At 44.4% G+C, this 22,683-nt stretch carries 10 protein-coding genes and 1 pseudogene; 6 read left to right on the forward strand and 5 right to left on the reverse strand.

Annotated features, from left to right (window positions below; translation table 11 throughout):
* The 5 genes from dnaA to AC0J5Y_RS00025 all read left to right on the forward strand — a co-directional run bounded on the left by dnaA (position 1) and on the right by AC0J5Y_RS00025 (position 7,978).
* Positions 1–1,446, forward strand: coding sequence for a chromosomal replication initiator protein DnaA (gene dnaA, locus AC0J5Y_RS00005; RefSeq protein WP_475130962.1), 1,446 nt, complete (start codon positions 1–3; stop codon positions 1,444–1,446).
* A 158-nt stretch (positions 1,447–1,604) separates the two neighbouring features.
* A complete protein-coding gene (gene dnaN / locus AC0J5Y_RS00010; protein ID WP_475130963.1) occupies positions 1,605–2,780 on the forward strand; it encodes a DNA polymerase III subunit beta in 1,176 nt (391 codons plus the stop codon).
* Positions 2,781–2,948: 168 nt separating this feature from the next.
* The gene (gene recF, locus AC0J5Y_RS00015; RefSeq protein WP_475130964.1) at positions 2,949–4,157 is read left to right on the forward strand and encodes a DNA replication/repair protein RecF; all 1,209 of its coding nucleotides are present in this window, start codon (positions 2,949–2,951) and stop codon (positions 4,155–4,157) included.
* Between the two features lie 499 nt (positions 4,158–4,656).
* On the forward strand, positions 4,657–7,272 hold the full coding sequence (gyrB, locus tag AC0J5Y_RS00020) for a DNA topoisomerase (ATP-hydrolyzing) subunit B (protein WP_475130965.1): 2,616 nt from the start codon (positions 4,657–4,659) through the stop codon (positions 7,270–7,272).
* A gap of 124 nt (positions 7,273–7,396) precedes the next feature.
* Positions 7,397–7,978, forward strand: a complete 582-nt coding sequence (locus AC0J5Y_RS00025) for a manganese efflux pump MntP (protein ID WP_475130966.1) — start codon at positions 7,397–7,399, stop codon at positions 7,976–7,978.
* Positions 7,979–8,091: 113 nt separating this feature from the next.
* Here the strand turns inward: AC0J5Y_RS00025 and rlmF are convergent, their stop codons facing one another.
* A complete protein-coding gene (gene rlmF / locus AC0J5Y_RS00030) occupies positions 8,092–9,129 on the reverse strand; it encodes a 23S rRNA (adenine(1618)-N(6))-methyltransferase RlmF (protein WP_475130967.1) in 1,038 nt (345 codons plus the stop codon).
* 65 nt (positions 9,130–9,194) lie between these two features.
* Positions 9,195–9,932: a LysE family translocator gene (locus AC0J5Y_RS00035; RefSeq protein ID WP_475130968.1), complete on the reverse strand. Its 738-nt coding sequence runs from the start codon at positions 9,930–9,932 to the stop codon at positions 9,195–9,197.
* 204 nt (positions 9,933–10,136) lie between these two features.
* Here AC0J5Y_RS00035 and AC0J5Y_RS00040 point away from each other — a divergent pair, with 204 nt between their 5' ends.
* Positions 10,137–10,952: a crotonase/enoyl-CoA hydratase family protein gene (locus AC0J5Y_RS00040; RefSeq protein ID WP_475130969.1), complete on the forward strand. Its 816-nt coding sequence runs from the start codon at positions 10,137–10,139 to the stop codon at positions 10,950–10,952.
* A gap of 271 nt (positions 10,953–11,223) precedes the next feature.
* Here the strand turns inward: AC0J5Y_RS00040 and AC0J5Y_RS00045 are convergent, their stop codons facing one another.
* From AC0J5Y_RS00045 to AC0J5Y_RS00055, 3 genes and pseudogenes are all read right to left on the reverse strand, one after another.
* The gene (locus AC0J5Y_RS00045; RefSeq protein ID WP_475130970.1) at positions 11,224–11,685 is read right to left on the reverse strand and encodes an outer membrane protein assembly factor BamE; all 462 of its coding nucleotides are present in this window, start codon (positions 11,683–11,685) and stop codon (positions 11,224–11,226) included.
* 85 nt (positions 11,686–11,770) lie between these two features.
* Positions 11,771–12,106 carry a YadA family autotransporter adhesin gene (locus tag AC0J5Y_RS00050; protein WP_475132172.1) on the reverse strand — a complete coding sequence of 112 codons (336 nt, stop codon included), beginning with the start codon at positions 12,104–12,106 and terminating at the stop codon, positions 11,771–11,773.
* 585 nt (positions 12,107–12,691) lie between these two features.
* Positions 12,692–22,330, reverse strand: a pseudogene (locus tag AC0J5Y_RS00055) (hypothetical protein); the annotation flags it as partial.
* Positions 22,331–22,683 lie beyond the last annotated feature (353 nt).

The raw sequence follows: 22,683 nt of genomic DNA on the forward strand, positions 1-22,683 counted from the left end.
ATGATAGATACAGCAAATATTTGGGATAAATGCCTAAACGACTTACGTTATCACGTCAAAGATAACGTGTTTACCATGTGGTTGAGACCATTGTCAGCTCATCAAGAAAACAACACTTTAATCATTCTTGCGCCTAATGATTACTTTGTAACTTATATCAAAAAGAATCACTTAGAGGATATTCAACAGCTGGTTACTAAGCATAGTCAGGGAAGAATTGAAGAGGTTACTGTACGTGTTGATAATGCTGGTCGTACTGCTGATGATACAAGCTTGCTACAGTCAGGGTCTTTATTCTCAGAAGATATCGTCTCCCCTCCCCTCGCAAATCATGACTTTGAAACCATTCATCAAAATAATGCCAAAGCAGATATTGATGCCAATATGCGTCATGTGGAAGCCACTGACTCTGCTGATGCGAAATCCTTAAATTATTTAAATCCTGATTTTACCTTTGAAACCTTTGTCACAGGTAAGTCTAACAACCTTGCCTATAAAGCATGCTACGAGCTTGGCAAACGCCAATCAAAAAACCGCCACAATCCTTTATTTATATATGGACCTTCTGGTTTGGGAAAAACGCATTTAATGCATTCTGTAGCACATCGCTATTTAAAAAATAATCAAAGTTTTTATTATTTCACTTCTGAAAAATTTATTAATCAATTAGTTTATTCATTAAGAAATAATAAAATAGAAGACTTTAAGAAGAAAATAAAAAAAGTAGATTTGTTAATAGTAGATGATATTCATGTATTGGCTGGAAAGACAAAAAGCAGTAATGAATTTTTAACATTATTTGCAGATTTTACTAGTGGTGATAAACAGCTGATTTTGGCATCCGATCGTCATCCATCACAAATGACTGAATTTGATGAGCGATTTAGATCTCGTTTTTCTTGGGGTTTAACGGTCGCAGTTGATCCGCCTGAAATTGATACGCGCGTACAAATTTTACAAAGAAAAGCCGCTTCTTATGGCATGAGCTTACCTAAAGAGTGCGCGTTATTTATCGCTCAAAATGTCGTTTCTAACGTAAGACGTTTGGAAGGTGCTTTAAATCAGGTGTTTGCTAATGCCAACTTAACCGGTGCCCCTATTACTCTTGAGATGGTGCAGTATGCGTTAAAAGACATCGTTGCTATGCGCGTACAAGCCGTCAATATAGATAATATTCGTAAAGTGGTCGCTGAATATTATGATGTGACGATTAAAGATATGCTCGGACGCAAGCGTACGCGTAGTATTGCTAGACCACGTCAAATAGCGATGGCACTATCACGAGAGTTGACTAGCGAGAGTTTTCCTGAGATTGGACAATCCTTTGGGGGACGCGACCACACAACAGTGATGCATGCTTGTGATAAAGTGAATGAGCTACGTGCCGCCGATCCAGCGTTTGACAAAGATTACAAGACCTTAGCATTGATGTTGCAAGCTGGTTAGAAGGCTCAGCTACCACTATATTTTAGTAGATAAATATGGTTTATAATGTTGAAAATAGGCGTATACAGACCCCTAATAGATTATCATCAGTAGACAAGGTATATTAGGTCAGTATTTTTTATTTTATAAAAAAATCAATCAAATAAGAGTAACTAAGCATGCAATTATCGATTAATCGAGAGTCGTTACTAAAAGCCATTAACTTGATCGCCAAGGCTGCTGATAAACGCCACAATATGGTTATCTTGGGTAATATCAAGCTACAGCTATTTGAGTCAGAGCTTATTTTGACTGCTTCTGATTTAGAAGTAGAGCTGACATCGACGTTGAAATTGCCTGTTGGTGCTTGTGTTGAATCGGGCACAACGACATTGCCTGCAACCAAATTAAGAGATATCTGTAAATCTTTACCCGCTCAAGCACAAGTCAGTCTGACAACTCAAGAAAACCAACGCTGCTTATTGACCAGTGGCAAGAGCCGTTTTACTTTAGGTACATTGCCTAGTGAAGATTATCCGACTTTGGGCAATCCTGAAAATATCACACCATTAACGATTAGTCGCAGCCGTTTGACTGACTTGATTCATAAAACCCAGTTTGCAATGGCAATTCAAGATGTTCGTTATTATCTAACGGGTATGCTATTTGATGTTTCACAGCAGCAGTTAACGACGGTTGCAACTGATGGCCATAGACTGGCATTAGCACGTAGCGTTATTGACGTCAATGCAGATTTAAATATGCAGGCTATCTTGCCACGTAAGGCTGTAATTGAGCTTGAGCGTTTGGCTACCGAGCTCGGCAAAATGCTTGGTGATAAAGACAATGCCGTCACGTTGAGTTTTGGTCGTGAGTTTTTGCAAGTCAGTTTGCCATTTGGTGATGTGGATAGTGCAGGTCAAGTCAGTCAAGATTTGATGGTGACTTTTACCGCGCGTCTGATTGATGGTAAATTCCCTGATTATCGCCGTGTGATGCCAAGCAATACCGACAAGCTTGCTTTATTTAATCAAGAAAAAATGATGGATGTGCTGCGCCGTGTAGCGATTTTGAGTAATGAGAAATCTCGCGGGGTGGTCTTTAATTTTGCCAGTGATGGTATGGTAGAAGTACGCGCGAATAACGCTGAGCAAGATGAAGCGGTTGAGATGATCCAAGCTAAGTATCAAGGAGAACCAATGGAGTTGTCCTTTAATGCCGCTTATCTACAAGATGTATTGGGTGTCATCCAAGGCGACTTGCAAATGCATATGAGCCAGTCAAATGCATCGGTATTGGTTAATCAGTTAAATGATGAGTTCCATCAGTACGTCATTATGCCAATGCGCATATAGTTTACTCTTTAAAATGTTGGATAATTAAGATTAAAACTCATAGTTAGTATGGGTTTTAACCTTAATTGATTTTGATGATTTTCAGGTTCTAAAGCCTGTAATTTTAAATTTTAATCGAACTTTTGCCTGCGAATGTATAATCAGGCTTAATAGGCGGCTGTCGATATTATGATTGAACGTCTACAAATCTCTCATTTGCGTAATCTAAAGCATATCAATTTATCGCCTGCTGCTTGTAACGTCATTATCGGCGCTAATGGCAGTGGTAAAACCTCGTTACTTGAAGCCATATTCTTGTTATCAAGAGGCAAAAGCTTCCGTCATCATCAGCCTAAACGCTATATCCAACATTATCAAGAATCTGTCACTATACATGCTAAGCTCAATGACAGCCGTACCTTAGCTATCCAAAAGAAAGCGGATGCGACGACTATTCTGCGTCTAAATCAAATCACTGTTTATAACCAAAGCATCTTGACCGAGCAGCTACCAACATTGCTTATAGACCCATCAACGATGGACATGCTAGAGCAGGGTAGTGCCAGTCGTCGCCAGCTATTGGATTGGTTAGTGTTTCACATGAAACAAGGATTTCACCCCCAGTGGGTTGCTTATCAACGTCTTTTAAAGCAGCGCAATAGTTTATTAAAACAACGACGTCATTTGACTCACGTTCAGCTCGCTGAGCTTAGGGCTTGGGATAAAGGGCTTGCCAGTCATGCAGCGTTGATTCATCACTACCGTGAAGCTATATTTGAAGCTTGGCAGCCTTATTTTTCTGAGAGCATTGTACAGTTATTGCCTGCCTATGCTGAGCAATTAAGCTTAAGCTACAATGCAGGCTACGATACCAGTGTAGCGCTCGATATACAGCTTAATGAGCGCCTAGAGCAGGATTTGCAGCTAGGTTATACCCGTATTGGTAATCACCGTGCTGATATTCACGTGCATTGGCGCTCTACAAGTCCGATACAGGCTCCTAATGAGCACTTAAATTCACCTTTAGCAGCGGATTCGACTGCTAAACTGCCTATTTTAAAAGAGCAGGCTGCCAATATATTGTCTCGCGGAGAGAAGAAGTTGTTGATTACAGCCTTACGCTTATCACAGCTACCATTGTTGCTTAAGGCTAAAAATAATAGCGCGCTATCTAGCAGTGACGATAAGCTAAGGGTTACACCAGTGGTGCTATTGGATGATATCACTGCAGAGTTGGATGATAAGGCGATAGAGATTTTATTATCTACCTTAGCACAGCTACCGTGTCAGGTATTTATGAGTAGTTTGACAGACAGTATTTTGCCACTAATAAATGAATATTGGTCAGAACCTAATGTGTTTCACATGAAACAAGGTGATATTTCATCAATTCAGTAGCTTTTATTAGGGTAATCATATCTTCGTTGTTAATCTTTATTTTATATCTTTAAGCAACCATTTCCTTTCATGTTTTATCCTCATTTTATCCCACATTCCATTACTCAGAAAACGTTCCTTAAACAGTGACTTACAGGCAAAAAAATGCTAAAATAGAGCTTTATTTTTGCCCTATTCTCAGCAAGTTATCTTACCGTTTTATATGGATCTTTATTATTAGTTGTAAGGACTTAAGTTACTGATAACAATGAATTTAATTTAATGTTTTTAAGCTTCATAGTTTTAGGAATAATCGCAGTATGGATCAAATAGAGTATGCAGACCTGACATATTTTTCAATCTGGTTTTTTGCCTCTATATCATTTTCTAAAAAGCTTAAGCCAACCGTAATAAAGACAGAATATGACTACAAAACGATATTATAGATAGCATCATTAAGTATCACCACTGTGGTGAGCTGATGATAAACAGCTGATAATGGCTAGATCAAGGAATGCACATGAGTGACTCATTACCTACCGACCACCAGCAATTAACGTCAGACAGCGCAGTTGAGACTATTGACGCCGCTGTCGTTTCTGAGGTATTACCCTCTGATTACAGCTCGAAAGACATTCGAGTACTGCGCGGACTAGAAGCGGTGCGCGTGCGTCCTGGTATGTATATTGGTGATACCGATGATGGTACTGGATTGCACCATATGGTCTTTGAGGTGGTGGATAACTCTATCGATGAAGCGCTTGCTGGTCATTGTGATCAAATTGATATCATTATCCACGAAGATGAATCTGTCAGCGTGATGGATAATGGTCGCGGTGTCCCTGTCGACATTCATCCAGAAGAAGGTGTGTCTGCCGCACAGGTTATTATGACGGTACTGCATGCTGGTGGTAAGTTTGATGATAATAGCTATAAAGTCTCGGGCGGTCTGCATGGGGTTGGCGTTTCAGTCGTTAACGCATTATCCAAAAAGCTTGAGATGAATATCTGGCGTGAAGGTTATCATTATCATCAGACTTATACCGATGGCGTGCCTGATGGCGATATTCAGGAAATGGAGCCGACAAATAAAACAGGCACTCAGATTCGTTTTTATCCTAGCAATGACGTGTTTACCGGTACTATCTTTGAATATGATATTTTAGCCAAACGCTTACGTGAGTTGTCATTTTTAAACTCGGGTGTACGTATTGTACTCACCGATGAGCGTATTGATAAACGTCATGAGTTTGAGCACAAAGGTGGTTTGTCAGAGTTTGTCAGCTATATCAATGCTGGTAAAGATGGCATCAATGATGTGTTCCATTTTATCAGCAATCAAGATGATGGTATCAGTGTCGAAGTGGCGTTGCAGTGGACAGATACTTATAACGAAAAGGTATTTTGCTTCACTAATAATATTCCACAGCGTGACGGTGGTACGCATTTATCTGGCTTCCGCTCAGCACTCACGCGTTGTTTGAATACCTATATGGATCGAGAAAATCTCTTCAAAAAAGAGAAAGTGGCTGCAACTGGTGATGATGCCCGTGAAGGCTTGACGGCTATTGTATCTGTCAAAGTGCCAGATCCTAAGTTTTCGAGTCAAACCAAGGATAAACTGGTATCAAGTGAAGTAAAATCTGCCGTCGAATCAGCAATGCATGATAAGTTTAATGATTATCTGCAAGAGAATCCAGGCGCTGGTAAATTGATCGCCGGTAAAATTATTGATGCCGCTCGTGCTCGTGATGCCGCTCGTAAAGCACGTGAGATGACTCGTCGTAAGACTACATTAGATATCGCAGGTCTGCCGGGTAAATTGGCGGATTGCCAAGAAAAAGATCCTGCATTATCAGAGCTATATATCGTGGAAGGGGACTCTGCTGGGGGTTCAGCCAAGCAAGGTCGTAGCCGTAAAACGCAAGCAATTTTGCCCTTAAAAGGTAAAATCCTAAACGTTGAGCGCGCGCGTTTTGACAAAATGTTGTCTTCGCAAGAAGTCGGTAATCTAATTACTGCACTTGGTTGCGGTATTGGACCTGATGAATATAATCCTGATAAAGTTCGCTATCATAAAATCATCATCATGACCGATGCGGACGTTGATGGTTCGCACATTAGAACCTTGCTATTAACCTTTTTCTTCCGTCAAACGCCTGAGCTGATTGAGCGTGGTTATATTTATATTGCCCAGCCACCGCTTTATAAAGTCAAAAAAGGTCGTCAAGAGCTGTACCTAAAAGACGATGAAGCGCTTAAAGCCTATTTGTTATCATCAACGATTGATAATACCAAGCTGCATATCAGTGCGGATGCACCAGCGATTACCGGTCAAGCGTTAGAGACATTATTAAACGATTATAATCAAACACAGCTGATTAAAGCGCGTTTGCAGATTCGTTATCCAGCCATCTTATTGGACGCATTGACGCATACGCCAAAGCTTAGTACTGATATGACGTATGATAAAGATGCAATGCAAGCATGGAAAGACACGCTACAGACTCAGCTTGAGCACTTTGGTAGTGACTTAAGTCCTGAGATTGAGCTGGTGAATATCCATGCACCGCAGCCTAAAAATATGGATGCTGCTGCTGCTGATTTATTAGGAATGAAACCAGTGGTTGCCGTTGAAGAAGGTGATAGCTTTGATGCTGAAGCGGTAGCTCCTAAAGCACAATGGCTACCACGTATTACGGTCTATGTGCATCAGTTAGCACATCATTACTTGCTCGATGCCAGCTTTATCAATTCGGGTGAGTATACTAAGCTGCTGCGTTTATCGGCAGAATGGAATACCTTGCTTGATGAAGATGCTTTTATCCGTCGTGAAGCTACTGCAGGTACGACCAAAGACATTCCAATACGTGACTTTGATTATTTATGGCAGCAAATGATGCTTGACGCGCGCCGAGGTCTAGCGATTCAGCGTTATAAAGGGTTGGGCGAGATGAATGCCGATCAGCTGTGGGATACCACTATGGACCCTGAGAACCGCCGTATGTTGCGCGTCAATATTGAAGATGCTATCGCAGCAGATCATATGTTCACCTGCTTGATGGGGGATCATGTTGAGCCACGTCGTATCTTTATCGAAGAGAATGCGTTAACAGTTTCTAATTTAGATATCTAAATGGCATAATATTGTGAATCAATGAGAAACCACCGCTTTGGTAACCAATGCGGTGGTTTTTTAATATTAAGTTTGTTTCACGTGAAACTTAATTGAATACATGTTTTAAATAATGGATATAGAAATGATCGAAGTTATTTTACTGGCTATAGCATTGGCAATGGATGCGTTTGCGGTATCAATTGGCTTGGGTGCTAAGTCCCAAAAACGATCGTCTGCTTATGTTCTACGTTTAGCTATTTATGCCGCGTTATATTTTGGTATCGCACAAGGTGTGATGCCGCTAATCGGTTATTTATTGGGTGCAGTATTGCTAGGCTGGTTGGCGACTGCTGCACCGTGGATTGGTGGTGGTATCCTTATTCTGCTTGGCGCTAAGATGTTATATGAAGCATTTAATGGTGAGGTTGAAGCGGTACTAGAAGATAGTTTCGATGATAACATACAAGAAAAAATCAATCATCGTATGATGTTTACACTGGCCATTGCCACTAGTATTGATGCAATGGCAGCAGGATTTACTTTAAATTTACTGGCACTTAATGCGTGGTTAGCGTGTCTCATCATCGCGATCGTTACCGCTGGATTTGGCTTTTTTGGTATCTATTTAGGTAAATCTTCTGGAACGTGGCTTGAAGATAAAGCTGAGATACTTGGTGGATTGGTATTAATAGTCATTGGCATAAAGGTCATGTTTATCCGTTAATAATAGCGACTATTTGGCTTTATTTTCTACAATAAAAAGCACCCCTTTGATGATCAAAGAGGTGCTTTTTTGTTTCACGTGAAACCATAATTATTTATAAAATTAATTATTACTTACTCTTCGTCAGTGTTAAAACGCCATGCAAGTATACGAGTGCTTTTTTGACCTTGACTCATCTCAATGATGCGCATTTGGGCAGCGCCAAGTTGTTTTAACAACAGTTGTAGAGGTTTTACGTTTTCTGACTTAGATACCAGCGTCGTAAACCAGCCAACATGCTCAGCAAAATCTTGACTCTCTTTTGCCATCTTAGTTAAAAAGGCAATCTCTCCGCCTTCACTCCATAACTCTTTATGCTGACCACCAAAGTTTAGGTTTTGCGCGGCATTGCCAGACTTTGTTGAGCTACGGCTGATTTGTTCGTTCTCATTCTTACCACGATGTCGTTGCAAATTATGCTGCTTACGGCTATTGGCTTCCATCGCTTCTTCTAACGAGGCATGAAATGGCGGATTACATACCACGACATCAAAGTAATCTTGGCGACCGATGATATTTTTAAAAATAAATTTAGGTTCGGTCTGTAGTTTGACTTTAACGGCGCTTTTTAGCTTTGGGTTGGTCTCACAAATCAGCGCGGCTGTATTGACCGAAATAGGGTCGATATCAGAGGCGGTAAAGCGCCAGCCGTAGCTTTGACTACCAATAATCGGATAAATTGCACTGGCACCCGTGCCAATATCTAAGGCATGAATTTCTTTGCCTGTTGGCGGTGTATTGTCTTTATTCACATGCGTGGTTTGCGCAAGCAAGTCAGCGATATAATGGATATAGTCAGCACGACCAGGGATCGGTGGGCAGAGATAACCTTCCGGAATATCCCAAAATTTCACACCATAATAATTTGCTAGTAGTGCCTGATTGAGCACTCGTACCGCTTGATGATCGGAGAAGTTAATCGTCGACTCACCTTTAGGGTTGGCAATGGTGTGCTTGGCAAGCTCTGGTAAGGCACGAGTCAATGCTACAAAGTCATAACGACCTTGGTGCGGATTGCGCGGATGTAGCTGACCAAGTTTTTTGGCGGTCTCAGGTGATCGGTTTCTGTGATTATTGGCGGTCGGGCGACGGTTCATAGGCTTACTGGTCATAGTATCGGGCTTTGATGTTTGAATATAATGCGCCATTTTAGCAGATTTCACGAGTCACTAGCATCTTATCGACTACGTAAAATAAGATTTAATCCCAATATTATCATCGCTGTACCCAATACACGGTCGATCCAATGTTCAAAACGCTGAAAGCGACGATGAATGGCAGGAATAGACAATAACATCACCACGGTACTAAACCATGCCATCTGCAAGATCATCATCCATACGCCATAAATAGCCAGTTGCCAAAGCGGTATATCGGGTGAGAGCACTAGGGTGAATATCGCCACGAAATATACTGGCGCTTTTGAATTAAACACATTACAAAAAAAGCCACGGCGCAGAATGTCAGTGGTCGATTCAATATCAGTAGGCAGTTTTTTATTAGAAATGGCTTTATCAGAAAGCGCTATGTGAGTGCTAAGCGTCGTTTGCTTGGTAAGCGTATCTTGTGGAATGTGAGCGCCTGAATCTGTTGACTCTGCGGAAAGGGCTAAGTCGGTTGGTTTTTTAGGTTTGGCTTGAATGCCTTGCCATCCGAGATAAATAAGATAGCTACCACCCAACCATTTAATAGCAGTGAGTAATGGCTGCGAATGGGCAATCAGCGTTGCCAGTCCTAGCACCGAATAAATGATATGTACGGCAAGACCCAAGGTAATACCAAGACTACAAATCAAACCCGTGCGTCGCCCTTTTACCAAGGTTTGCTGCGAGACCAATACAAAATCAGGACCCGGAGAGGCGGCAGCGAGTAGATGGACGCTAGTGATCAGCAAAAAACCGTGCCAAAATTCCATAAAATGCTCTGAGTCATGTTTTGAGTTGGATAATAGTTGCACATTACCGTAAATGAGGTCAACTGATATTGATATCGCCGCTGATATGGTGCTTGCGTTACACCGAACGTATGTCTATATTGAAAGGAAGGTTTATTAGCTGTAGTAATATCAATTTAGTGTAATTTGTACTCTATAAATGAATGCTTTAAAAAGGATAAGACCATGACTATGGAAAGCCCCAATAGCAATGACACTGGAAATGACACTCGTATTACCTATAATGTCCAAGATTACATCTGCCTAATCGGACTCAATCGAGCGGATAAACGCAATGCCTTCGATAGCTATATGATTAAGCAACTGTCTGACGCACTCACTCAATATGAAAATGACACTAATCTTCGCTGTGCGCTGATATTCGCTCACGGTGAGCATTTCACTGCTGGGCTTGATTTGATGGAGCTGCAAGATAAATGGGATAAAGGCGCGTTTGAGTTTGCTGCCGACGAAATCGACCCGTGGGGCATCGGTGGAAAATTGCGCTCTAAACCTATCGTCGTTGCGGTACAAGGCACTTGCTTTACCGCTGGGATTGAGTTGATGCTCAATAGTGATGTGGTTATTGCTAGCGATAATTGCAACTTTGCGCAAATGGAGGTCCAGCGCGGCATCATGCCGTTTGGTGGCGCGACAGTACGTTTCGTGGCGGCAGCAGGTTGGCAAAAAGCCATGCCTTATTTACTCACTGGTAAAGCCTTTGACGCGCAAACTGCGGATAGGTTAAATCTGGTCAGTGAAGTAGTTGAAAGTGGCGAAGAGTATGAGCGCGCGCTGACTATTGCGCAAGAGATTTGCACAGCAGCACCGCTTGGCGTGCAAGGATTACTATCCTCAGCGCAAGATGCCAGTCGTAATGGCGCAAAAGCAGCATTAGCTAATATTCATGGCTATCTGCCGCATTTGTTTCATTCAGAAGATGCGAAAGAGGGTGCAATGGCGATGGTTGAGAGACGTGAGGCTGAGTTTGTGGGGCGTTAGGTCGGGAGAACAAGGATATATAGTCAGTGAAAAGTAATATCGATACAACACGTACTGCCGGTGCAAATTTTTCTTGCTTGCTGTGCCGTTGCTGCCAGAGGCTGCAAAAAATTTATACCAGCAATACTGTAGCGAATTTAAAATATTTCAACTATATGGTTTTTTTAAGATATATCAACTACAGGATATAAAGCTTGGGTATTTGTTGACCCGGAAATAAAATAAAAGAGAGCAAGACATGAACTGTCTTGCTCTCTTTTGTTTAGTAAAATTAGCGGGTGAATTGCGCGTATCGGGCACAAGAAGCTGGCTGCCAATAAAACTCAGTGGCACCAAACTCATCATCACGCATACGACCTTCATAGGTATTATCAAAGATGATTTTATATTGGCAAGTGTCTACGTTGTTATTAGCATCATAAAACTTGAGAATATAATCCCATTCACGAGCATTAAAACCTTCGCTAAAGTGCGGTGTACCAATCAGTTTATAAATCTCATCTTTGGTCGTTCCTACTTTGATCTTAGCAATGTCATCTTGAGTGGTAATAGTGCCACCTTTTTGCCATGCTTTTTGTGCATCAGGAAACACAAGATTGTTGGCATCCACTGAACCATGCTGGGCACCAGGCGTCAAATGCCAAGTTGGCATGATGTTTTTTTGAGTACAACCCACTGTGAATAGCAAAGCGGTCGTGGCTAACAAGCCATAACGATATACAGATTTTTTCATCATCTATCCCTTAATATATTTTATGAGTAAGCTGACAGCGCTCATTGATCAGTTAAAAGCGCTGCCATAAAGTCATGTGGTTCAATTAGAAATGGAAGCCTGCACCAACTGCGCCGCCTGCATTTCCTTGAGTATCCGCTGTACCATTTACCTTGATTACCCAACGACCATTGTCAGATACTCTAGACATACCAACCGCAACTGCACTCTGACCATTGTAAGTAGCGACACCACCACCTATCATAGACTTACCCGGGATGTACGCTTGTGGTAGTGAAGACATTGCCATTGCTGCTGAAATACCGGCATTGGCATCCTCCTCAACCTCACCAATTCTATAACCCAACTCATTGATGCTATTACCTAAGTTTCTAGTGACTGCATCTAGTTGACCAAAGTTCACAGCATCTCTAGGCGCCATGCCATCTGCAACATTCGTCACTTTGGTACCAGCAGCATCAATACCTGCAGTAGTTATACTTGGACCATCTTTGATAGTTACGCCACTATTATTGACCGTTGTATTACCCGTAGTCACTGCATTAGCTGTGATGTTATCCACATTGATGTTGCCATTTAAGTCAAACTTGATACCACTGCTGGTAGTGGTCGTCGTGATGTTGTTACCGCCTTCAAACTTAAGTGCTGTTGTATCTCCAATTGGCTTATTGATAACGGTACCACTATCAGCACCGAAGCTTAAACCTGCATCAAGTCTATCGGTATTGGCTTGGATGTTTTCATTGGCTTGAGCATTACCACTGTTAACAGCCGCGATAGCATCATTAATATTGCTTGCTCCTGTACCACCAATGTTGCTGACTGTTAGGTTGCCTTCTGCATCAAATGCTGCATTACCACCAATAATATTTGCAACACCATTTCCGAGGTTGTGTAATTGACTACCATTAACAGCATCGGTACTAACAGCACTGATGTTACCTGCTTTAAGATTGGTTATCGTTGTGCCTGCAGCACCGCCGTCCAAGGTAATGCTGCCTTTATTGATAGTATCATCTGGATTTGTGTCATATTTAACCGCAGCATTGCTGAGGGCTTCGTTGTTATTCTGGAGTGTATCGCTGACTGCTTTTAACTGTGAAACGTTGACAGCATCAGAATCAGCCGTACCTGCTGCGACTCCCGTGATTTGGCGATAAATACCGTTGGTCGCGTCACCTACAGCCACAGCGCCCGTGGTACTGGTAGTCGCTGTGATAGCAGCATTACCAACTGCAAGATAGCCTGCGACACCAGCGCCTGTTCTTGCTGCAGAACCCGTACCTAGAACCACTGATCCCTCTACTGTTGAGGTAACGTTATTACCCAATACAAAGGTATCGTTGCTGTTAATCGTGTTATTGTTACCAACAGAGTAGCTATTATCACCATTGATAATACTTGGGTCACCAAAGGCACCAGAGTTATCACCGTTGACGATATTACCAGTACCAATACTAATAGATTGATTGCCTAAAGCTTGAGCACCATCACCAATACTAATAGATTGATTGCCTAAAGCTTGAGCACCATCACCAATAGCAATAGATGATTGACCAGATACCTGTGAGTCTTTACCAATCACGACTGAGTTTGTCGCTTCGGCTGATGCTTTGGTATTATGACCCAATGCAACCGTACTATCAGCGCCCTCGAGAATAATAGCATTGACACCAATAGCAGTTGAGTTATCACCGCCAGCACTTGAGTCGTTGGTGATACCTAAATCACCTTCGGCGCTAACAGCCTTAGTATGCGCAAACTTCACACCTTCTGTGTTCATGCGTTGTACAGTTTCACCGATAGTTAAACGGTCTGTGACATTTTGACCTTCAACATTATAAGTTAGGAACAACGAATCCATATTGTCGTTGTCTATATTGCGGTTAACTATTTGATCTGTGATATTGATCATCACAGGATTACCGTTTTGATCGGTAACTTCGACATTTGTGACATTTTGAGCAATCAAACTGTCTAATTGACCTTTATTGACAGCATCAGCGGCATCAATAGCGTTTGCCACATTAGACAACCTTGTACCACCGCTCACAACGAAGTCGTTGCCGTCTTCATCTTGATCAATCACTGCAGTAGTACCTGCTAAGATAACTCGATCATAATTGATGATACTGTTGTCATTGGGATCTCGCTCATACTGCACAGCACCTGCTGTCAAATCTGTCAAACCATTAGATACTAAATCTAATTGACCTTTGGTTGCAGCATCGGTTGCTAATATACCGTCGGCAACGCCTGTGATAACGGTGTTTCCAGCGTTGAAACCAGCTGCGGTAACACTTGGACCAGTTGCACCGTTGACATCTGTAAAGCTTAAGCCTGATTGATTAAAGGTGGTGATATTGCCATTGCCATCAGTTGCTGTGAAGCCATTCGCACCATAGTTGCTGGTATTGATGCCGTCAGTGACGTTGGTGCCTAGCGCTGTTACAGCAGTGATGTTGCCAGTGCCGTCATCAATTCTAACGCCTGCATTGTTGGTCACAGTATTACCAGTGGTCACACTGCCATTAACACCCAAATTGATGTTTTCTGCTAGGTCATAGTTGATGCCATTGTCTGAGACAGTGGCGACTAAGTTACCATCAGTGTTGGTGAAGTCGACAGTTTCGCCCAATTGAACGTTGTCAGTAGTGCCATTGTCAGCGCTGATGTTAAAGCCGCTTTCAATAGCTGCTGTATTGGTGGTTGTACGACCATCTAGGTTACCTAGTGCATCGCCTACGTTATTGAAGTCAGCTGTAGTACCAGTGTTAGTACCATTATCTAGTGTATAAGTTGGTGCGCTTACTGTGCCAGTAGCGGCCATGTAAGTTGCACCGCCACCTAGGTTGCCTGCAGTGCTGGTGCCTAATGCGTCGGTCTTAGCATCAGCTTCGGCACTGGCGGCATTTAGCTGACCAAGGGTTGCAGCATCGGTGGCTACTACGCCATCGGCAACGCCTGTGATAACGGTATTTCCAGCATCAATACCTGTGGCTGTGATGCTTGGACCTGTTGGTGCACCTACGTTGTCAATAAAGTTAATGCCGCCTTGATTGATTGCGATGCCATTGTTTCCAGCGACATCGGTAGCAGTGAAGCCATTGGCACCATAGTTGCTGGTGTTGGTGCCGTCAGTGACGTTGGTGCCTGCTGCGGTAGTGGTGGTTATGTTACCTGCATCATCACGTATGATGTTACCTTGTGCCCCACTGAGATTAGAATTACCTGCATTATCAAATATCGCATTGCCTATGGCGCCGCTCAAATTAACATTGCCTGCATCGTCAAATACAGCGTTACCTATAGCGCTACTTGCATTAACGTTACCTGAGTCATCAGTCAAAATCATGCTATCAGCACCATAGTTACCAGTATTACCATTGCCATCTGTAACATTGGTGCCTAGTGCTGTCACAGCAGTGATGTTAGTACCATCATCAATCGCAACGCCTGCATTGTTGACCACAGTGTCACCAGTGGTGACGCTACCATCAACACCCAAATTGATGTTTTCTGCTAGGTCATAGTTGATGCCATTGTCTGAGACAGTGGCGACTAAGTTGCCATCAGTATTGGTGAAGTCAACAGTCTCACCCAATTGAACGTTGTCAGTAAGGCCATTGTCAGCGCTGATGTTAAAGCCGCTTTCAATAGCTGCTGTATTGGTAGCTGTACGACCATCTAGGTTACCTAGTGCATCGCCTACGTTATTGAAGTCAGCTGTAGTGCCAGTGTTAGTACCATTATCTAGTGTATAAGTTGGTGCGCTTACTGTGCCAGTAGCGGCCATGTAAGTTGCACCGCCACCTAGATTGTCTGCAGTGCTGGTGCCTAAGTTATTGACTTTGTTATCAAGGTTCGTGACTTGCCCGAAGGTCGCCGCATCGTTTAATACAACACCATCAGCTACATTCGTGATTCTATTACCACCATTGTTAAGTCCGTTTCTACCAAGAGTAACTGTATCAACTGTACCATTTAAAATAGTTATACCAGCATTGTTTACGTTAGTGTTTCCTACTCTAACACTACCAGTAGTTCCTAGGTCAACTGCTTCTGCCAGTTGAATGCTGAGTCCATCTGTGCCGTTTGCAACCACACCAATGTTACCAGTGGTTAAGTTGGTAGGATCAGTCTCACCACCTGTGATGTTAAGAATGGAGCCTAGTGGACGGTTGACGTTAGTGCCACTATCACCTGCAAAGTTAAGGCCCGCTGCTGTCACACCTTGGATTGCTGTATTCACATCCCCTGCATTCGTCGCATTGTTCGCGTTAGCGGCATCGGTGATATCGCCTGCACTTGCTACGCCTGTGATAACGGTGTTCCCAGCGTTGAAACCAGCTGCGGTAATACTTGGACCAACGGGTGTGTCTGTGGCATCTAAGAAGGTAACACCTGCTTGGTTAAAGACGGTACTCGTTGTGCCGTCAGTTGCCGTAAAGCCTTCTGCACCATAATTGCTGGTGTTGGTGCCGTCAGTGACGTTGGTGCCTGCTGCGGTAGTGGTGGTTATGTTACCTGCATCATCACGTATGATGTTACCTTGTGCCCCACTGAGATTAGAATTACCTGCATTATCAAATATCGCATTGCCTATGGCGCCGCTCAAATTAACATTGCCTGCATCGTCAAATACAGCGTTACCTATAGCGCTACTTGCATTAACGTTACCTGAGTCATCAGTCAAAATCATGCTATCAGCACCATAGTTACCAGTATTACCATTGCCATCTGTAACATTGGTGCCTAGTGCTGTCACAGCAGTGATGTTAGTACCATCATCAATCGCAACGCCTGCATTGTTGACCACAGTGTCACCAGTGGTGACGCTACCATCAACACCCAAATTGATGTCTTCTGCTAGGTCGTAGTTGATACCGTTGTCAACATCGTTGGTTACGACTAGGTTGCCATCAGTATTGGTGAAGTCAACAGTCTGACCCAGTTGAACGTTGTCATCAGCACCACCTGCAGCGCTGATGTTAAAGCCACGTTCTGTGATTTCGGTAGCGACGGTTTGTAAGTCGCCTACATTGGTGGCGTTGGTTAGGGTATTGCCTGTCGCACCAGCAACAGTACCACCTTCAAGGCCGCTTGATACATTGGTAATCAGAGTATTATTTGCATCAATACCTGTGTTTGTGATGCTTGGACCAACTGGAGCACCTAGGTCATCTAAGAAGCTAACGCCTGCTTGGTTAAAGACGGTACTCGTTGTGCCGTCAGTTGCCGTAAAGCCATTAGCACCATAGTTGCTGGTGTTAGTGCCGTCAGTGACGTTGGTGCCTAGTGCTGTTACAGCAGTGATGTTGCCAGTGCCGTCATCGATAGTGTTACCTGTAGCAGTATTTACGTTAGTGTTGCCAACTGCATCAGCTAGGCTTGTTCCTACTGCGGTGTAATCGGCTTCATTACCAGCAGCATCAACAACGTTGGTGCCTGCTGCGGTAGTGGTGGTCACGTCAGTACCACTGGTGATGGTGTTACCAAGCGCTGTGCTGTTATTGGTATTAGTACCATCTGTTAGGCTTGAGCCTGTTAGGCCATAATCTGCGATGTTGGTACCGTCAGTGATGTTGGTACCTGTTAGCGTGACAGCAGTGATGTTAGTGCCATCATCAATTCTAACGCCTGTATTGTTGACCACAGTGTCACCAGTGGTGACGCTGCCATCTTCGCCTAGGTCAACTGCTTCTGCCAGTTGAATACTGAGTCCATCTGTGCCGTTTGCAACCACACCAATGTTGCCAGTGGTTAAGTTGGTAGGATCAGTCTCACCACCTGTGATGTTAAGAATGGAGCCTAGTGGACGGTTGACGTTAGTGCCACTATCACCTGCAAAGTTAAGGCCCGCTGCTGTCACACCTTGGATTGCTGTATTCACATCCCCTGCATTCGTCGCATTGTTCGCGTTAGCGGCATCGGTGATATCGCCTGCACTTGCTACGCCTGTGATAACGGTGTTTCCAGCGTTGAAACCAGCTGCGGTAATACTTGGACCAACTGGAGCATCTAGGTCATCTAAGAAGCTAACGCCTGCTTGGTTAAAGACGGTACTCGTTGTGCCGTCAGTTGCTGTGAATCCATCAGCACCATAATTGCTGGTGTTGGTGCCGTCAGTGACGTTGGTGCCTGCTGCGGTAATGGTGGTCACGTCAGTACCACTGGTGATGGTGTTACCAAGTACGGTACTGTTATTGGTGTTGCCTAATGCATCAGCTAGGCTTGAGCCAGCAGCATTATAGGTAGCGGTGTTGCCAAGATCATCAATAGCTGATAGTCCTTCTGCACCATAGTTGCTGGTATTGATGCCGTCAGTGACGTTGGTGCCTGCTGCGGTAGTGGTGGTCACGTCAGTACCACTGGTGATGGTGTTACCAAGCGCTGTGCTGTTATTGGTATTAGTACCATCTGTTAGGCTTGAGCCTGTTAGGCCATAATCTGCGATGTTGGTACCGTCAGTGATGTTGGTACCTGTTAGCGTGACAGCAGTGATGTTAGTGCCATCATCAATTCTAACGCCTGTATTGTTGACCACAGTGTCACCAGTGGTGACGCTGCCATCTTCGCCTAGGTCAACTGCTTCTGCCAGTTGAATACTGAGTCCATCTGTGCCGTTTGCAACCACACCAATGTTGCCAGTGGTTAAGTTGGTAGGATCAGTCTCACCACCTGTGATGTTAAGAATGGAGCCTAGTGGACGGTTGACGTTAGTGCCACTATCACCTGCAAAGTTAAGGCCCGCTGCTGTCACACCTTGGATTGCTGTATTCACATCCCCTGCATTCGTCGCATTGTTCGCGTTAGCGGCATCGGTGATATCGCCTGCACTTGCTACGCCTGTGATAACGGTGTTTCCAGCGTTGAAACCAGCTGCGGTAATACTTGGACCAACTGGAGCATCTAGGTCATCTAAGAAGCTAACGCCTGCTTGGTTAAAGACGGTACTCGTTGTGCCGTCAGTTGCTGTGAATCCATCAGCACCATAATTGCTGGTGTTAGTGCCGTCAGTGACGTTGGTGCCTAGTGCTGTTACAGCAGTGATGTTGCCAGTGCCGTCATCGATAGTGTTACCTGTAGCAGTATTTACGTTAGTGTTGCCAACTGCATCAGCTAGGCTTGTTCCTACTGCGGTGTAATCGGCTTCATTACCAGCAGCATCAACAACGTTGGTGCCTGCTGCGGTAGTGGTGGTCACGTCAGTACCACTGGTGATGGTGTTACCAAGCGCTGTGCTGTTATTGGTATTAGTACCATCTGTTAGGCTTGAGCCTGTTAGGCCATAATCTGCGATGTTGGTACCGTCAGTGATGTTGGTACCTGTTAGCGTGACAGCAGTGATGTTAGTGCCATCATCAATTCTAACGCCTGTATTGTTGACCACAGTGTCACCAGTGGTGACGCTGCCATCTTCGCCTAGGTCAACTGCTTCTGCCAGTTGAATACTGAGTCCATCTGTGCCGTTTGCAACCACACCAATGTTGCCAGTGGTTAAGTTGGTAGGATCAGTCTCACCACCTGTGATGTTAAGAATGGAGCCTAGTGGACGGTTGACGTTAGTGCCACTATCACCTGCAAAGTTAAGGCCCGCTGCTGTCACACCTTGGATTGCTGTATTCACATCCCCTGCATTCGTCGCATTGTTCGCGTTAGCGGCATCGGTGATATCGCCTGCACTTGCTACGCCTGTGATAACGGTGTTTCCAGCGTTGAAACCAGCTGCGGTAATACTTGGACCAACTGGAGCATCTAGGTCATCTAAGAAGCTAACGCCTGCTTGGTTAAAGACGGTACTCGTTGTGCCGTCAGTTGCTGTGAATCCATCAGCACCATAATTGCTGGTGTTGGTGCCGTCAGTGACGTTGGTGCCTGCTGCGGTAATGGTGGTCACGTCAGTACCACTGGTGATGGTGTTACCAAGTACGGTACTGTTATTGGTGTTGCCTAATGCATCAGCTAGGCTTGAGCCAGCAGCATTATAGGTAGCGGTGTTGCCAAGATCATCAATAGCTGATAGTCCTTCTGCACCATAGTTGCTGGTATTGATGCCGTCAGTGACGTTGGTGCCTGCTGCGGTAGTGGTGGTCACGTCAGTACCACTGGTGATGGTGTTACCAAGCGCTGTGCTGTTATTGGTATTAGTACCATCTGTTAGGCTTGAGCCTGTTAGGCCATAATCTGCGATGTTGGTACCGTCAGTGATGTTGGTACCTGTTAGCGTGACAGCAGTGATGTTAGTGCCATCATCAATTCTAACGCCTGTATTGTTGACCACAGTGTCACCAGTGGTGACGCTGCCATCTTCGCCTAGGTCAACTGCTTCTGCCAGTTGAATACTGAGTCCATCTGTGCCGTTTGCAACCACACCAATGTTGCCAGTGGTTAAGTTGGTAGGATCAGTCTCACCACCTGTGATGTTAAGAATGGAGCCTAGTGGACGGTTGACGTTAGTGCCACTATCACCTGCAAAGTTAAGGCCCGCTGCTGTCACACCTTGGATTGCTGTATTCACATCCCCTGCATTCGTCGCATTGTTCGCGTTAGCGGCATCGGTGATATCGCCTGCACTTGCTACGCCTGTGATAACGGTGTTTCCAGCGTTGAAACCAGCTGCGGTAATACTTGGACCAACTGGAGCATCTAGGTCATCTAAGAAGCTAACGCCTGCTTGGTTAAAGACGGTACTCGTTGTGCCGTCAGTTGCTGTGAATCCATCAGCACCATAATTGCTGGTGTTGGTGCCGTCAGTGACGTTGGTGCCTGCTGCGGTAATGGTGGTCACGTCAGTACCACTGGTGATGGTGTTACCAAGTACGGTACTGTTATTGGTGTTGCCTAATGCATCAGCTAGGCTTGTTCCTACTGCGGTGTAATCGGCTTCGTTACCAGCAGCATCAACAACGTTGGTACCAGCTGTTGTAATGGTGGTTGCGTTACCTACGCCATCATCAATCGCAACGCCTGCAGTGTTGGTCACAGTATTACCAGTGGTGACGCTACCATTAACACCCAAATTGATGTCTTCTGCTAGGTCGTAGTTGATACCGTTGTCAACATCGTTGGTTACGACAAGGTTGCCATCAGTATTGGTGAAGTCAACAGTCTGACCCAGTTGAACGTTGTCATCAGCACCACCTGCAGCGCTGATGTTAAAGCCCTGGTTGGCTTGATTCAATGCTGTTGTAGCTGTCGTTTGAGCATTGGTAGCACTTGTTTGGGCATTAGTGGCTGTCGTTTGAGCATTGTTAGCACTTGTTTGAGCATTACCTGCAGCAGTTTGGGCATTAGTGGCTGTCGTTTGAGCATTATTAGCACTTGTCTGAGCATTGTTAGCACTTGTCTGAGCGTTAGTAACGTTATTATTAGTTGTGGTTAGCTGACTAAAATTAACTGCATCACCAGGATTTGTTCCATTAGCAACACTGGTAATCTTGGTGTTGTTTAAATTAGCACCGCCATTTAGGTTAGATACACCAGTGACGTTTAGAGAGCCTGCATTCATTGCGCCTGTAGAGGTGACTGTCGTAAATGTCGGCGTCAATGAAGTACCGATAGTGACGTTGTTGCCAGATCGAGTGATGTTGACATTGTTACCATCAATGAAAGTAACCGTATCACCTGCCGCCACTGGAGTTGCTAAGTCAGTATTTGCACGCAGTCTAAATGTCTGAGTTTGCAAGCTAGTAATATTACTTGTGTTACTCGCAATATTGGTAGTATTGGTCGTCGTACGACCGTCTAGGTTTGTAATCGCAGCACCGACATTGCTAACAGTCGCTCCACCAACACTATATGAAGGTAAGCTTACAGCTCCTGTCGCTGCATCATAAGCAGAATTACCACCAAGCGCCGCCGCTGTGTCAACGCCCTGACGATTGGTTCTAGTATTTTGCTCTGTCAACTGAGCCACAGTTACTGCATCTGTCAGGGCAGATCCATCGGCGACATTTTGAATGCGTCTGGTCACTGTACTACTACCAACAGATACCGTACCTTGTGTGGTTGCAGCAGTACCCGTCAAAAAAGCGTTACCAGTTTGAGCGTTGGCAACTGAATCTTGCCCTAGTGCGACACTATTAGCGCCTAGCACCTGTGCATTCAAACCAATAGCAACACCACCTGTAACAGCGGTATTTGCACCATCGCCAATAACAACAGCATTAGTAGCTGTGGCTTGGGCATTTGTACCAATCGCCACTGATTTTTCAGCTGTGGCTGCTGAAAAAGCACCAAGTGATAAAGTATTAGCTGCGGTTGCTTGTGCACCGCCACCGAGTGCAATAGAGTCCTGAGCAGATGACTTGGTTTGCCCATCAGGTTGATACGCCGCACCTGACTGTCCACCAACACTACCCGCATTAGCAATATCTGGTGCACCAATAGCGATAGAGCGATACCCTGTTGCTGTTGCAGAGTGACCTATAGCAAGTGAGCCCGTACCAGTAGCGGCAGATACATTACCGAGCGCTTGTGAAAAGTCACCCGTCGCTACTGATTGGCGACCCAATGCTAATGCCGTATTACCTTGAGATAATGCACCTACACCTATGGCCACACCAGCAATATTAGTGGTTTTTGCATACTCACCTAATGCTAATCCTAATATTTGTTCCGTTCTTGCACCAGTACCAATTGCGACAGATCCTGCTGCTTGGTTTCCTGCTGCATAAGGTTGAGAACCAGTTACTGTTGCCGCCGCCGCCGCGTTATTAGTATGGTAAGGATTTAAACGGTCAGCGATACTTGCTTGACCATTGTTTGTAAAAGACTCACAGCCAATAGCAATATTATAAGCGGCTGCGCCCGAATTGGCTTGATTACCCGTCGGAGCTCCAATCATATTAGGATCACAGACAGATATCGCTGTACCGCTGCCTGTTCCGCCAGTAATGCCTGCCACAGCAAATGCTTGCGTTGATAGCGTGAGTCCCGTGGCGGCCAGTGCTACCGTTAGGCTACTCAAGCGCAACAATCGTGCGCCTGTCGATA

Source organism: Psychrobacter sp. TS_SC_6 (assembly GCF_056156305.1).

Bases quoted from the DNA above. Each gene is read 5' to 3' on its own strand.
- AC0J5Y_RS00025 (WP_475130966.1), top strand. From the start codon at position 7,397: ATGATCGAAGTTATTTTACTGGCTATAGCATTGGCAATGGATGCGTTT.
- rlmF (WP_475130967.1), bottom strand. From the start codon at position 9,129: ATGACCAGTAAGCCTATGAACCGTCGCCCGACCGCCAATAATCACAGA.
- AC0J5Y_RS00040 (WP_475130969.1), top strand. From the start codon at position 10,137: ATGACTATGGAAAGCCCCAATAGCAATGACACTGGAAATGACACTCGT.
- recF (WP_475130964.1), top strand. From the start codon at position 2,949: ATGATTGAACGTCTACAAATCTCTCATTTGCGTAATCTAAAGCATATC.
- AC0J5Y_RS00035 (WP_475130968.1), bottom strand. From the start codon at position 9,932: ATGGAATTTTGGCACGGTTTTTTGCTGATCACTAGCGTCCATCTACTC.
- AC0J5Y_RS00050 (WP_475132172.1), bottom strand. From the start codon at position 12,106: ATGGCGCCTAGAGATGCTGTGAACTTTGGTCAACTAGATGCAGTCACT.
- AC0J5Y_RS00045 (WP_475130970.1), bottom strand. From the start codon at position 11,685: ATGAAAAAATCTGTATATCGTTATGGCTTGTTAGCCACGACCGCTTTG.
- dnaN (WP_475130963.1), top strand. From the start codon at position 1,605: ATGCAATTATCGATTAATCGAGAGTCGTTACTAAAAGCCATTAACTTG.
- gyrB (WP_475130965.1), top strand. From the start codon at position 4,657: ATGAGTGACTCATTACCTACCGACCACCAGCAATTAACGTCAGACAGC.
- dnaA (WP_475130962.1), top strand. From the start codon at position 1: ATGATAGATACAGCAAATATTTGGGATAAATGCCTAAACGACTTACGT.